The sequence below is a fragment of the Clostridium sp. MT-14 genome (assembly GCF_042436595.1).
Classification (GTDB): domain Bacteria; phylum Bacillota; class Clostridia; order Clostridiales; family Clostridiaceae; genus Clostridium_B; species Clostridium_B aromativorans.
Genome location: NZ_JBHMIY010000050.1, coordinates 1 through 13,796, shown reverse-complemented (window position 1 = coordinate 13,796; position 13,796 = coordinate 1). Strand labels below are relative to the sequence as shown.

Here is a 13,796-nt window from a genome sequence, read left to right as displayed (position 1 = left end):
AAGTAAATAGTTGGAAAAGGGGGATATTTAAAATGAATACCTTGAATGATCAGTGTACAAGAGATTTTAAATTATAATAAAACAAAATTAAAATAACTTAGGGGGTAAAATGCTTTGGAAAGAACGCAAAGATATCTTGGTAATAAAGGGTTAATTTTATTTCTTGCGCTTTTAAGTGCGTTCGTACCGTTATCCACTGATCTTTATTTGCCAGCTTTACCGAGCATGACAAGTTTTTTTCATGTGTCTGAGTTTAAAACGAACTTAACCCTGATTCTGTTTTTCGTATTTTACAGTTTTGCAACATTGATATGGGGCCCACTGAGCGATAAGTATGAACGTAAACCCATTTTAATTATAGGCCTAACTGGCTATATGATTGCAAGTATCCTATGTGTGTATCAAGGGAGAAAACAGGAATCTATTTTGGCTATTGTTCAGTCGATGGTGGTAATATCTCTAGCTGTGGCACCGGTTGTTGGTGCACTTCTGTTGAAATTTACTTCATGGCGGGGTATCTTTTTTGCACAGGCTATTTTAGGTGTTGTTGTGGTTGCTGGTTCAATGCTTCTATGGCTTTTATTTCTTCATCTTCATATATTTATCAGGATGGCTTTGGATTAAGCAGCCAGGAATATAGTTATTTTTTTGCATTTAATGCTATAGGAATGTTGGGACAGCAAAAGAATGATACTGGTTCAGCATCATCGTTAATTAGCTCGATTACAACTGTAATGGGAAGTATCGGGATGATTCTTGTTTCACTTAACCGACGGAATCCCGTGCGGAGTGCTGGCAGAATCAATATTTTGATTGGCGTCTTGTGTGGAGTAGCCTGGTTAATTACAATCAGGAGACCACTTCTGAGTAAAATTGTGAATTAAAATAATTATAATTTATGTCGTCAAATATATTGATTTAATAAAGTAAAAGTGTTAGAATTACAATGAATAATGAACGACTAGTAGAATAATATTCATTATTCTACATGATCACTAAAACCTATGTCATGACTGGCAAGGTAAAAATTGAGGCAATACCGATGAAAGTGGAGTAGGATTAAATCTTTATATAACTATAAAATTACCTAATAATGATGTATTTAGATACTTCTTTTTCAGACGCAAAAAGGAGATGATATTTTAAATTTATGAATGGAGACTAATTATATTGCTTTGTAACAATGATGTAATAAGAATAAATAGTGAATATACAGTCATTTGACATTCATAAAATTTAGAGAGGATATAAACAAATGAATCATAGCATTAAGAAAATAATAAAAAAGGCCGCAGAGAAATTGATCTTACAGAAAGGATTCAGAGATACTACAATTAAGGAGATTTCAAAAAGTGCAAAAATATCTGTAGGCACTATCTATCGCTATTACAAAAATAAAGAAGAAATCCTCAATGATATAGGAAGAATGGATTTAAAGGATGTATCTTATTCTCAGGACAATAAGCGGAAAGAAATAATGAATGTTGCACTTGATGTTTTTGGAACAAAAGGATATACTAGAACAAACATGGAGGATATAGCCAATAAAATGGGTATGTCAAAAGCCTTTATTTATCAATACTTTAATAATAAAGATGAACTATTTCTTTCTACAATTAGGGAATCTTCACAAATGCAGACCATTTTTAATCTGTCTAAGATTAATGAACCTATAAATATAGAAGAGAGTTTAACAGAAATCGGAATGACATTTCTTTCTATATTTAAGAATCCGCGAAAATTAAAACTAATGCGTATTATTATTGCAGAAACTCCTAATTTTCCAGAAATAGGAGAATTCTTTTTCCGCCAGGTGGTTGAAAAAGTTACAGAAAGTTTAAGTAAAATATTAAAGCCTTATGCTTCTAGCGATATAGATCCTGTGCTATCAATTAGACTTTTTATTGGGGCTATTTGGTCATTAGTTTTTTTACAAGAAATGTTGCCTTTGAAGGATAGAAAATATGATGATAAAGCTATTATTAGGAATGCTATAAAAATATTTCAGCATGGGTTTTTGAAATATGATAATAATTCATGAACTATTTTAGATAAAGTTAGTTGAAAATATTATTCTTTATATTAGATGCTATATTTTCATGAATAAATATTTTATAAGGAGGAATTTGTATGAAGATAATAGATAATTTAGAAAAGGCTACTAAACAAACCATTGTAAATAAGATTGTTGGTTATCTTGATAAAAACCCGGAAAAAAATATAGATAAAATATTTGAGGCTATTAAAATGCTAACTAAAGATGAATCTGCATTGGCTCAAATTGAATTTGTTCAGAGTTATTATAACAATGACAAATACAAGCATGAATATATTCAGGATATCTTAAAAAATACGGATACCAAATGCTTGAAAAAATTTTTCTCATGTTTTTTTGCAAATGCGAACTGGTTTGCTGGACCGAGAAGGCAGAAATATATGGATGAAGAGGATACTAAAATACCATTTGTTATGCTTTTAAGCCCATCTATGAGATGTCCGCTTCATTGCAAGGGATGCTATGCCTCAAGTTTTAGTAAAAAGGATGATATTCCACCGGAGGAGGTTGACAGGATTATAGGAGAAGCAAGGGATCTTGGAATTTATTATATTATTATTTTAGGTGGAGAACCTTTCTTTAATGACTATCTTCTGGACATTTATGAGAAATATGATGATGTAATGTTTACACCATTTACCAGCGGACTTTTTCTTAATGAAAAAATTGCAGATAGACTCAAAAAAAGCGGCAACGTGATACCTATGCTTTCAGTTGAAGGTTTTGAAGAGGATACTGATGCACGTAGAGGAAAGGGAACATACCAAAAGGTATTGAAAGCTATGGATATGCTTCATGAAAGAGGGATACTGTTCGGGGTGTCTTCAGCTGTTACGAGGACTAATATAAATACAGTGCTCAGCGATGAATTTACAGATATGTTAATTAGAAAAGGCTCTAAAATGAGCTGGTACTTTTTATTCATGCCTGTCAATGGGGAAGATGAAGACTTTGACATGATGCTTACAGGAGAACAGAGAGATTATCTTGGAAGGAGAAACAGAGAAATAAGGGCTAATAAACCGTATTTTACTATAGATTTCTTTAATGATGCCCCGTATGTTGGAGGATGCATTGCAGGTAAATACTTTTTCCATGTTAATTCTAAAGAAGATGTTGAACCGTGCATATTTTCACATTTTTCAACTGTTAATTTAAAAGGCAGGCATTTGATAGATGCATTCAGGGATCCATTCTTTAAGAAATTAAGATCTATGCAGCCCTATAATAAAAACATGTTGAGACCATGCAGTATGATAGATAATACCAATGTCATAATAAATGTATGCAAGGAAGTAGGGGCTAAGCCGGACGATGCTGGAGCGGAGAAAATGCTTCATGACCCTGAATTTCACGAAAAGATAACGAAGTCGTCGAAAGAATTTGCACCATATGCTGAAAAAACCTGGCAGGAATTTTTTAAGGGGAGTGGCAATGATAAGTTTGCTAAAGGATAAAATATAAAGGAAAAGCTGCATTGAGTGTACGGCTATTTCCATAATAATAAATACACAATTCCCGAGCTAAGAGGCTCGGGAAAATTTTTTTGTAAAGATGCTTGACATTTTAGTAAGGTACCTGTACAATAATATTTAGTAAGGTACCTTACTAAAATTTTATACTTTAACAGGAGGAAAATAAGATGGATGAAGACAAACAAGATCTATTGTGCTTATTTACACGTATTGAGTGGCTTTTGCACAGATACTACCATTATTACCGTACAGTTCATGGACCAATGGGCAACCCTCATAGAGGTCAAGGAAGGATCTTATCTTTGCTTAAAATGCAGCCTGAGATTACTCAGAAAAAGTTAACGTATCTTTTAGATATGCGCCCTCAATCTGTTGGAGAGTTACTGGCTAAGTTGGAACAAAATGGTTATATCACACGTACAGCCTCAGAGGCTGATCGCAGGAGAATAAATATCAAGCTTACTGAGTCCGGAGCTGAAGTAGTCAACAAAGGGAATCAACAGCCTGAAGATTTCAATGAAATTTTTGATTGTTTGACACAAGAAGAGCAGTATACTTTTAAGGAATATCTTAACCGTATTATTGATTCGCTGGAACAAAAAACGAAAGCTAATCAGAGGGACTCAGATTTTGGAGGTTATAAACGACAGCATAGCTGTGGACATCATCGTAATAAACGGCATGAATATTTTTAACAAGTATAAAAAATAATGATATTGAGCTAAAGCTAGGTGATTTAGGCTATGGAGGGGGATTCGTATATGGAAAAAATAAAGCATCTCGAATACTTTGAGAAAATTATTATAGATAATGGTATTATAATGACTCCTCAACGTAGGGCTATTCTGGATGTTCTCTTTACAAATAGAAAACGACATTTAACAGTTGAAGAAATATGGCATCAAGCCAAAAATATATTTTCACAAATAGGTATTCCAACGGTTTATAGAACTGTAAATCAGTTAGAAAGCATTGGTATTTTATACAAAATAATGGTACAGGGAAACTGTTGTAAGTATCAACTAACTGATCACGAGGAGAAAAATAAGCACAGACATTTTATATGCACTAGATGTGGCAGTATTACTGATATATATTTACCGGAAATGAGTATGACAGAACAACAAATTGAAAACAGGTATCATGTAAAAATTGAAAATCAAAATATTATCTATTACGGTCTATGTACACAATGTATTCAAGTGAGTGAAGAATAATTAAAGAATTAGTTAGCGGGAACGCATTTGATATAATAAGTTTTTCTTATAAACCTGCCAAGTTTTTTTCATCCAAAATAAAGCCTCCCCAAAAATCTAATCTTGTATATTCATTGATCGAAAAGGCAAATTTTTCAAATTAGATATTTCTAAGATGTGAATCACATAATGTAGACACAATTTTCACATTTTATGTACAATTTTCTTAATTATAATTCTCCTATTGTACTAAAGCTGTGCAGCAATTATTTAATTAAAAATTACTAAATATGAGGATACTAATATTTTATAATGAATCAGGGGATAATTTATGAGGGAAATTAATATAAAGAGAAATAGAAAATTCAACAAAAATATAATGTATTACACTTTGATTATGACACTGATAACTTATATTAAGCCTGTACTTGATGAAATTGTTGAACTACTCGCAGAGTAATAAAAAGTAAGAAAAAGCATATTGAAACGGCTAAAGCCAATGGATTGGAGCCATACAGCTATTTTGAATTCTTAAAAGAATGCTTGCTCTGGGATTCATGGGTTAAGTGTTCCTTTAAAAATAACAAACAGCAAAAATAAGACCACTCTAAAAATGAATGGTCTTTATTTTTGTATACCAGATAATTTATTGCTTACATATAAAATCGTAAGAATGAAGGGCATAAAATTTTTATAAGTAGATTATTAAAATATTTGTTTAGATGAGAATCACATTAATTTAACATTATGATGACATTTTATTAACATAATTCCTTATTATAATGTATTTGTAATCAAATTTAAGGAGGAAAAGATAAATGTTAAAAATGAAGTACAAATTAATATCAGCAGCTATGGTTATAGCTCCAATATTAAGCACAGGAGTTGCTACAACAGTAAGTGCTGCTCCAAGGAATTATGGACCTGAGCCAAAACCAATAGTTTACAAGTACTCTTATGGAAGCTTTAAAGCTTCAATGGATAAGCTTGTAGCATCTGGGGTGATAAATTCTTACCAGGAATCAAAGGTGTTGAACATATTCAATACTAACAAATCGATTTTTAAGGATGCACTGGATAATTTAGTAACAGCAGGAATAATAAATAGCGATCAGGAATCGAAGATATTCGTTGCATACTATGATGCATATGATTATGCATATGATTATGTTGCACCGACACCAGCTCCAGCACAGAAAGATAATTCGGGTCATAAAGATATTCCAAAGAACAATGCTGGAGGATTTAATAAAGGTGGAGCACCTAATGTTGCAACTCCAGCACCAGTGGCGCATAAATAAGACAAGCATATAAAAGTTTAAGTTAATTTAATAAAGTACACGCCAATTGAAAAATACATGCTAAATATTTGACGTGTACTTTTTTATAATTATCTCACATGTTCTTATTTTTCCTTAAAATATAAATAAAATAACTAAAAATGGATATATTGTATTAAATTACAGGTTATAAGAAGATTTGCTCTGTTAATTATGAAAATCTAAGAATAAGTGAGTGTGTTAAAGAAATTTAAAGATTACAGAGGGAGGAAAAATTGGGTGCAAAGTTAATTCAAGTACATTTAACAGTAAAACAAACACATACATATATACTATTTCAGGAACTCTTACTGGAATTGTTGACTATAGTCTTGCTGTCACTATAGCAGATAGTCTTAAAGGTAAGGTTAAGGCAGGAGAACTGAATAAGACATTCAGAGCACTTACTCAATCTGAAGCAGATAAACTCAATAAAAAAATAGCATCAGATTCAAGCTATGGAGCTATTAAGGGCAGATTTAATTTTAAAGAAGGCTATTATATAAATGGTAACAGAGTTAATCTTGATCCAAATGTCATGGCATATGATGTAAAGACTGGCACTATAATCTGTAAATATGTTAATGGAACTGCAACTCATGGTAAATTGGTTGATGCAAATAATTATGACAATCTTTCTTATAAATATGTTGCATATAAAGACACTGACAATGATGGAGATGTAGATGTTATTTATTATTCACCCTTTGATCTCAGCGCAGATGAAGATACTGCATCAATTTTAGATGATGATAAATACCTTAACGGGTTAAGTGCAAGGAAGGAAATGGATCCGGCCTATTATTCTTTTGCAAATTCTGTAATTACAGCAGATGGAAAAAATTTGGAATATGATAATCCACTTAAACTTAAATCTGCAGATACTTCGTTTGTATATACTAACAAAAATGGTCAGGATCAAACTTATAAAGGAGATCGTGTTTTGGGGGGTGCCAACCAAGAACGCAGCATTCTTTGGGCTACTAATTATGGAGCTATAAAGGCAAAAAGGATTAATGCAAAAAGTACTTCCACAGGGAACTGGGCAAAAATGTCATATGAGACGGGCCTCACAAATTATAATACTGAAGTTGTTATGCAATGGGGGATGAATGCATTACTTTATGCTACACAGGGTGGTACTGTAATACTTGGAGAAAAAGGCAATAGCACACATCACAGCACACTCTTGGCAACAGGTGATGGTGCTAATGGTGTTATTGCGGCTTGTGGCGGAAAAAATACAGGAAGTAGTGCAGCAAAATCTTCTACATCTAAAGTATATGTTTATAATACAGATTTTAATCTCGAAGGATGGAACAATCATGTAGCCGATTGTGTGTATGGCGGCTATGCACATCTTGAAAATGTTACTGCTTCAACTGGGAAAAAAGGTTCATATTCAGTAGGGCAGGCTTCTTCGCTGGCAAATGATTTCGGCAATGGTGTTGTTGAAGTTAATAATTATACAGCCAAAGTTTATGGGAATCGTTCTGCAGGTGCATATGTTATTGGCAGCGGTGTAATTTCTGCTGATAAATCATCTCTTACTTCATATGCTGATGCTGGTGCTGTTATTGCGAGTGGAGGGACTTATCATATAACAGACAGTCAGATAAAAGGTGTTATTGGAATTAAAAATAGAGGCGGAGGAACAGGTACTTCAGATATTTCTAATTCAACTATTACGGCATTTAGAAATTATAACGGCTATATTACAGGAAATAAAGCAAAGGCAGCTGCGGAAACGTGGAAAAATGCAAGTGGAAGCTATGTACTTATGCAATATATGATGAGCGACCCTGCAATGACTATAGGTAAATTATGTAAAAACTATAATATTACAGGAGCTGCTAAAAAAACATTACTTAATAAACTCAGTAATATTGCTAATAAAATGTATACAGATAGTACACTTCTGCGCAACAGTGTTTTAGACAATACTTACTACAACTATTCTGCTGGATCATATACTGGTTCTACTGACTTTTATTATGTGCCGTATCTGACGGCTGGCAGCAGTTTTGGTGGGAACATAAATTCTGTGTTGGATTTTGAGGCATCAAGTACGACCTTGAATCTTACAAATAATAAATATATAAACAGAAACAAGAATGATTATAATTATCTTATTGCCTCTGAAGCAGGTTCTTCACCAACAGTTAATTTTGTTGATAGCAGTGGAACAATTAACGGTATAATATGGAATGAAGGTAATGTCAGCAGAGCTGTTGAGGGAATGGCAGGTAATAGAAAGTCTTCTTTGAAAGTAAATTTTAAAAATTCCAATTTTGAAGGAAATTTTGCCGATGGTAGTCTGGGGCTATGGGATGGATCTGCAAAGTATACAAATAATGCTGGTATTACTACAAGGCTAAATGGTAACTATTATGGAGCAGCGTCAAATTGGGGAATAACAGCATCATTTGATAAGAACTCTAAATGGAAGGTTACTAATGACAGCTATGTTGGAAAATTGACAATTGCGGATTTAAATAATATTTCTGCTGATAAGCCGGTGACGGTTTATTATAATACTATTGGAACTGGAAGCGATAAAAAATTAACCAATGGAGTAGTATATAATAAAGTAACTTTTATCCATAAGACCAACTAATAAAGAGTTTAACCTTTGTTTAAAAGGAGAATGGGTATGGATTTGTATGAGAATCAAATCTATTCATATGCTGTACAAGATATCTGTATCAAGTATTAAATAGTCTCCATTACATTGATATTCAAGCTTTATGAAATTGGCAAAAATACCTGAACCGATAATCTCCTTATGCGTATTATAGGTTATAATTGGTGAAGATTTTAGTTCCTTATATACTTCAATTGAAGCTTCATTTATTCTAACGTATATTTTAATGGATTTTGTAGACTCCTGAGAATTTGATTGAGTATTTATATATGCCAACTTTTTCAAATTCCCGACATCATCCAGACAGCTGCTTTTTCTCACGTATTCAATCAATTCAACAGTACCATTTTCAAACTCAAGTGCCAGCCCCGAATCTGCCCTATCCACGACAGGAACTAAAAATTTGGTTCTACTGGTGGAGATATTGCTGTCAATATTAAGCTTGAATAGAGCTTTATGCTCAAAATAATTTTGAAATTTATAAGGAGTCAAAAATTGTTTTGATATATCTCCATTGGTATCCTGGACTATCGATATCCTTGAACTGTAGTTTTTAAAATTCCGTGAAATATAAAATCCACCTGAGGCTGCTCTGTTAAATTTACCTGAATAAAGCTTTACCTTATTGAGGCCAAATCGCAAATTATCAACTAAAAATGGCCTGTTCACATTCATGGTTGAAAAATAGCTGTCTATAAATGTATCCTTTAGCACATATTTTTTGTCATTAAAAATAACATAGGGTTTTTCATCTTCAGATGAAGGAAGAGTATATCCTGGATTTTTAGGTACCTGAATCTGCATACTGTAAAGTTCAAGTCCATTTGATAAATTGAAAACTAAAAAATCCTGTAAAAGCGTATCCATGTCATCTTTTTTGCAGTAATATATAAAATTATTAAAAAGATTATTTCCATACCATAGATTTATAGGACTGTTTTCAAAAGAAACTTTATCACTTTCAACATTGCTTTTGATATTTTGTGAAGTAAAATCAATCTTAAGCTTATTTTTTCCATCAAGTACAACTACCCTTGGATTAAAATAAGCAAATATGGTTTCAGCTTCAAATTCATGACCTTTATCCTTAAAATGCAGATGATCTTGGCTTATGATGTTCTTTAAGCTATAAGTATCATTGTTTGATAACAGTTTCGATGTATAATAATTTAGATCCATTAATTGTATATTATACTTTTTGGCCAGATTCTTTTTAACTGTATTTGCTACAGAGTTTATGCTTTCACTGGTACGATAGGGATAACTGGAACTATCAGTACTTCCCGGTTCAACTGTAGCCTGTGTAGTCAATAAAAAAGGCTGTATATTATTTTTAAAACACCACAATATTATATTTTCAATGCTTCTTTTAAAATCACTCTCATAATCTTTAGTGGAAGTCACCCCGAGTCTGTCATTTATTCCAAATCCTATACCTATCATCTTTACATCCGAGTAATTTCCTGCAAATATACTATTTATATTTGAATATGCCCAGCTAGCAGTTTGTCCGGAGAACCCTGCATTATAAATTCTAGCTGTATTTGAACCTGTATATACCCTTACAAGATTTTGTAAATAAGTTGTAAAGGCATGTGGAGGCTGATGATCCTGTCCTATCTCATTTTTCACCCAGGATGTAGTCTCATTTCCATCCACAGTACTGTCTCCCAAAAAAGCTACTGGAAATTTTTCATTATTTTCCCATGATGTCCACGTATCCTGAAAGCTTACTTTTTCTCCACAGCAAATTTTACTTACAGTATATTTATCTGTTTTCATATTTTATCAATTTTAATTTTGAGCTAAGCTCTAAATTATTCATTAGACCATTATTAATATTGTTGACTCCATAGCTCTTTTTTGTCATTGTATTTATCCTCCAATTAAAAATATTACTTGAACTTTATTATATTTAAAGAATGTCAAGTAATTATGTTATTTTCAAATATTAGAATTAGGAACGTGGTTCAGAATTACAAAAAAATGTTCTCTTTTATAATTATATATGATTATAAAAGAGAACTCAGACTGTTTTTATTTTAAACTTAAATTTATGAAGGGTAAACAATTATAATAAAAATTCAATTACTGACTTCAGCATCACCTGAGAAACTTTGATGTACAAATACTCCTAGATTTTTTCCTTCAATAACTTATTTTAAATGAAATTATATTGGGTAATTAACTTTATAAGATGTCAAGATGTTGTTAAGTTTATGTGAGACTTTTTAACTTATATTTAGTTTAAATTTTATTCATAATTTGGTGGTAATTGTTTACAACAAAAATAGTTTGTTAATTGATATAACATGAAGGCGTAATAAATTAATTATATAATAATGGGTAAAAAATGTTATATGCACAGATACTGATAATATAGATCTTAGTTTGTATTTTATTTCTAACATATATCTTTTCCACCTAAAATTTAGCTCTAAGTAAATTAAAGCAAAAATTATGTCTGTAAGATGTCAAAAAAGTAGTGTTAAATTTATGTTAGGTTCTATATCACATAAAAATCACACAATTTCTACATATTAGACATAGATTTAATAGTTATTATTGAAATAAATCCAAAACAAATAAATATTAAATTTAGGAGGTAAGGAAAATGTTAAAAATGAAGTATAGGTTAATTTCAGCTATAATGGTTTTAGCACCATTGGTAAGTACAGGAGTTACCACGACGGTTCAGGCTAAGCCTGCTAATACAAAATCAGGAATAGTTTATAAAACCAAATACTCTTATGGAAATTTTAAAGCTCAACTTGATAAACTGGTAAAAGCAAGAATTATAAATAATTACCAGGAGTCGAAAATATTGAATGTGTTTAAATCTCAGGGAGATTTTAAAACTGGATTAGACAGGTTGGTAGCAGCTCATATTATAAACAGTTCACAGGAATCAAAAGTGATAGGAATCTTTAACGGTTCAGCTGCTAATGTGAAATCAACTCCTGCAAAGCAAGTGCATGTCAAATAAGTTGATATAGATACAAAATAATATTTACAGAAAAATAGAGGACAAGTAGTTAGTATATAATTAAAATTTCAGATAAATCTATAAATAGAAAGTATTTTATTTATAGATTTATCTATATCAGTAATTAGTTTATAAAAAGTGAGAGGAGAGAGTATAGCTTTTCTCTAACTTTTTATAGATTAATTAAAATTGTGATTTCCACTTGATATTAAAATATCAAGTAAATAAAAATTTGATAATAAATTTCTATTTATCATCATTATCAAAAATACTTTAGTTTGGATTGAGGTGATAAAATTGGCTAAAAGAATATATTTAGTTGAGGATGAAAATAGCTTAAGAATTTTATTACAAAAGTATCTTAAAAATGAAGGATATGATGTAACTACTTTTTCAAATGGTAGTTGTGCAAAGGAAAAAGTACCTGATACACCGGATCTTTGGATATTGGATATAATGCTTCCAGATATAAGTGGTTATGAGCTTATTAAGTGCATAAAGGCAAACAATAAAAATACTCCTGTCATATTTATGTCAGCAAGGAATGAAGAATTTGACAGGGTTGTGGGCTTAGAGCTGGGAAGTGATGATTATTTGTCTAAACCGTTTTTACCAAGAGAATTGGTTATAAGAACTAATAGGCTTCTAAATAGGGTGGTAATCAGTAAAGATAACAGTCCAAAAGATATAATTTTAAAAGTGGGGAGCTACTTTATCAATAAAAATCAAAGAACTGTTTCATTTGAAAATCAAGATATTCAGCTTACAAATAGAGAATTTGAATTGTTAAATTACCTTGCTGAAAATAAGAATAATCTAATATCCAGAGAGCAAATTTTAACAAGTGTATGGGGTATTGATTATTTTGGATCTGATAGGGTAGTGGATGATACTATAAGAAGGCTCAGAAAAAAAGTTAGCGAATTAACTATAGAAACAGTATATGGATATGGATATAAGCTAGTTGATAATGTATGAAGATATTTAAGATAAAATCATTGATGATGAGGATATGGATAACTTTCACAACTACCAGTATTATCATAATATTGTGCATTTCACTTTTATACCTATTTAACTTTAAAACGTTTGATGAGAATATTCATATGAAAGATATGAAAGTAGTTCATGAAATGTTACTCAAAAGTAATAATTTTAAGGAGCCCGTTAGATTTGATAAACTAAGAAATCTTAAAATGGTTAAAAGTTTTGTAGTTAATATAAATAACAGAAATGAAATAACCTATTTGAATAATCTTCCTAATAATATGCCACCTTTGCGTCAAGAAGTTAAAAACGGAAAGAATAAAGCTATTCCTACATATAAAGAAAATGGAAATCAAAGAAAAACTGTAGAACCTCGAGATAATGAAAGGCCTGAAAATAATAAAGATGTACAGTGGATGGTAAGTTATACGAAGCATTTAAAGATTGAAAAGGAATTTAAATCGTACCATAATAATAAAAAGTATTTGATTATTATGAGTCCAATAAAAAACAGCCATAAGGAAAAATTATGTTTAGTAACGTATATGCCGTATTTTACAGATAATAGATTTTTATACTATGCTATTGTTATAGGATTTATATTTATTGTCATAGCTTTTTTTACTTCAAAATTTGTTGCAGTATATATATCAAAACCCCTTAAAAAATTAGAAAACTATACAAAAGAAATAGCAGACAAGAATTGGGTTGAACCTATTAAAATTAGCAGTGATGATGAAATTGGCAAACTTGCCAGGTCAATGAATATCATGCAGAAGAAACTAAAATATGCCGATGAAAACGAGAAGATATTTCTCCAAAGTATATNATTGGCAAACTTGCCAGGTCAATGAATATCATGCAGAAGAAACTAAAATATGCCGATGAAAACGAGAAGATATTTCTCCAAAGTATATCCCACAGTTTAAAAACAACAGTCATGGTTATTATGAGCCATGCCCAGGCAATTATAGATGGTGTTTATATAGATTCTCCTGAAAGAACAGCAGAAATAATAAAGGATGAGTCAATTGGACTTGAGAAAAAGGTAAAACAGATACTCTATCTCAACACGTTGGAATATACATTGGAGAATAACCTTGAGAGTGAAAAGAATAAAAGCATGGATTTGA

General features: G+C 31.3%; 11 protein-coding genes and 1 pseudogene. 11 read left to right on the top strand and 1 reads right to left on the bottom strand.

Features of this window, described 5'->3' with window-relative positions:
* The first annotated feature begins 114 nt into the window (after nt 1-114).
* From ACFHWD_RS19600 to ACFHWD_RS19565, 8 genes are all read left to right on the top strand, one after another.
* On the top strand, nt 115-624 hold the full coding sequence (locus ACFHWD_RS19600; protein ID WP_378062882.1) for an MFS transporter: 510 nt from the start codon (nt 115-117) through the stop codon (nt 622-624).
* A gap of 631 nt (nt 625-1,255) precedes the next feature.
* Nucleotides 1,256-2,041 carry a TetR/AcrR family transcriptional regulator gene (locus tag ACFHWD_RS19595; protein WP_150357901.1) on the top strand — a complete coding sequence of 262 codons (786 nt, stop codon included), beginning with the start codon at nt 1,256-1,258 and terminating at the stop codon, nt 2,039-2,041.
* 89 nt (nt 2,042-2,130) lie between these two features.
* Nucleotides 2,131-3,513, top strand: coding sequence for a radical SAM protein (locus ACFHWD_RS19590; RefSeq protein ID WP_150357902.1), 1,383 nt, complete (start codon nt 2,131-2,133; stop codon nt 3,511-3,513).
* Nucleotides 3,514-3,698: 185 nt separating this feature from the next.
* Nucleotides 3,699-4,226, top strand: coding sequence for a MarR family winged helix-turn-helix transcriptional regulator (locus ACFHWD_RS19585; protein WP_150357903.1), 528 nt, complete (start codon nt 3,699-3,701; stop codon nt 4,224-4,226).
* 66 nt (nt 4,227-4,292) lie between these two features.
* Nucleotides 4,293-4,748 carry a Fur family transcriptional regulator gene (locus ACFHWD_RS19580; protein WP_179977751.1) on the top strand — a complete coding sequence of 152 codons (456 nt, stop codon included), beginning with the start codon at nt 4,293-4,295 and terminating at the stop codon, nt 4,746-4,748.
* Nucleotides 4,749-5,058: 310 nt separating this feature from the next.
* Nucleotides 5,059-5,187 (top strand): hypothetical protein, encoded by a 129-nt coding sequence (locus ACFHWD_RS19575; protein WP_268253955.1) that lies wholly within the window; start codon nt 5,059-5,061, stop codon nt 5,185-5,187.
* Nucleotides 5,188-5,545: 358 nt separating this feature from the next.
* The gene (locus tag ACFHWD_RS19570; RefSeq protein WP_150357905.1) at nt 5,546-6,028 is read left to right on the top strand and encodes a hypothetical protein; all 483 of its coding nucleotides are present in this window, start codon (nt 5,546-5,548) and stop codon (nt 6,026-6,028) included.
* Between the two features lie 556 nt (nt 6,029-6,584).
* Nucleotides 6,585-8,663, top strand: coding sequence for a hypothetical protein (locus tag ACFHWD_RS19565; RefSeq protein WP_378062881.1), 2,079 nt, complete (start codon nt 6,585-6,587; stop codon nt 8,661-8,663).
* A 63-nt stretch (nt 8,664-8,726) separates the two neighbouring features.
* On the opposite strand, the gene ACFHWD_RS19560 is transcribed toward ACFHWD_RS19565, so the two are convergent.
* Complete coding sequence (locus ACFHWD_RS19560; protein WP_229982119.1) at nt 8,727-10,472, bottom strand: SGNH/GDSL hydrolase family protein; 1,746 nt, start codon at nt 10,470-10,472, stop codon at nt 8,727-8,729.
* Between the two features lie 832 nt (nt 10,473-11,304).
* On the opposite strand from ACFHWD_RS19560, the gene ACFHWD_RS19555 reads away from it, so the two are divergent.
* The 3 genes and pseudogenes from ACFHWD_RS19555 to ACFHWD_RS19545 all read left to right on the top strand — a co-directional run.
* The gene (locus tag ACFHWD_RS19555) at nt 11,305-11,676 is read left to right on the top strand and encodes a hypothetical protein (RefSeq protein WP_229982118.1); all 372 of its coding nucleotides are present in this window, start codon (nt 11,305-11,307) and stop codon (nt 11,674-11,676) included.
* Between the two features lie 297 nt (nt 11,677-11,973).
* Nucleotides 11,974-12,654: a response regulator transcription factor gene (locus ACFHWD_RS19550; RefSeq protein WP_150357910.1), complete on the top strand. Its 681-nt coding sequence runs from the start codon at nt 11,974-11,976 to the stop codon at nt 12,652-12,654.
* Nucleotides 12,651-13,796 (top strand): annotated as a pseudogene (locus ACFHWD_RS19545) (HAMP domain-containing protein); the annotation flags it as partial. The gene ACFHWD_RS19550 and the pseudogene ACFHWD_RS19545, both read left to right, overlap by 4 nt.

What these genes read in the sequence shown, in the direction of transcription:
- ACFHWD_RS19595 (WP_150357901.1), top strand. Translation starts at nt 1,256, where the DNA reads ATGAATCATAGCATTAAGAAAATAATAAAAAAGGCCGCAGAGAAATTG.
- ACFHWD_RS19590 (WP_150357902.1), top strand. Translation starts at nt 2,131, where the DNA reads ATGAAGATAATAGATAATTTAGAAAAGGCTACTAAACAAACCATTGTA.
- ACFHWD_RS19585 (WP_150357903.1), top strand. Translation starts at nt 3,699, where the DNA reads ATGGATGAAGACAAACAAGATCTATTGTGCTTATTTACACGTATTGAG.
- ACFHWD_RS19580 (WP_179977751.1), top strand. Translation starts at nt 4,293, where the DNA reads ATGGAAAAAATAAAGCATCTCGAATACTTTGAGAAAATTATTATAGAT.
- ACFHWD_RS19575 (WP_268253955.1), top strand. Translation starts at nt 5,059, where the DNA reads ATGAGGGAAATTAATATAAAGAGAAATAGAAAATTCAACAAAAATATA.
- ACFHWD_RS19570 (WP_150357905.1), top strand. Translation starts at nt 5,546, where the DNA reads ATGTTAAAAATGAAGTACAAATTAATATCAGCAGCTATGGTTATAGCT.
- ACFHWD_RS19565 (WP_378062881.1), top strand. Translation starts at nt 6,585, where the DNA reads ATGGCATATGATGTAAAGACTGGCACTATAATCTGTAAATATGTTAAT.
- ACFHWD_RS19560 (WP_229982119.1), bottom strand. Translation starts at nt 10,472, where the DNA reads ATGAAAACAGATAAATATACTGTAAGTAAAATTTGCTGTGGAGAAAAA.
- ACFHWD_RS19555 (WP_229982118.1), top strand. Translation starts at nt 11,305, where the DNA reads ATGTTAAAAATGAAGTATAGGTTAATTTCAGCTATAATGGTTTTAGCA.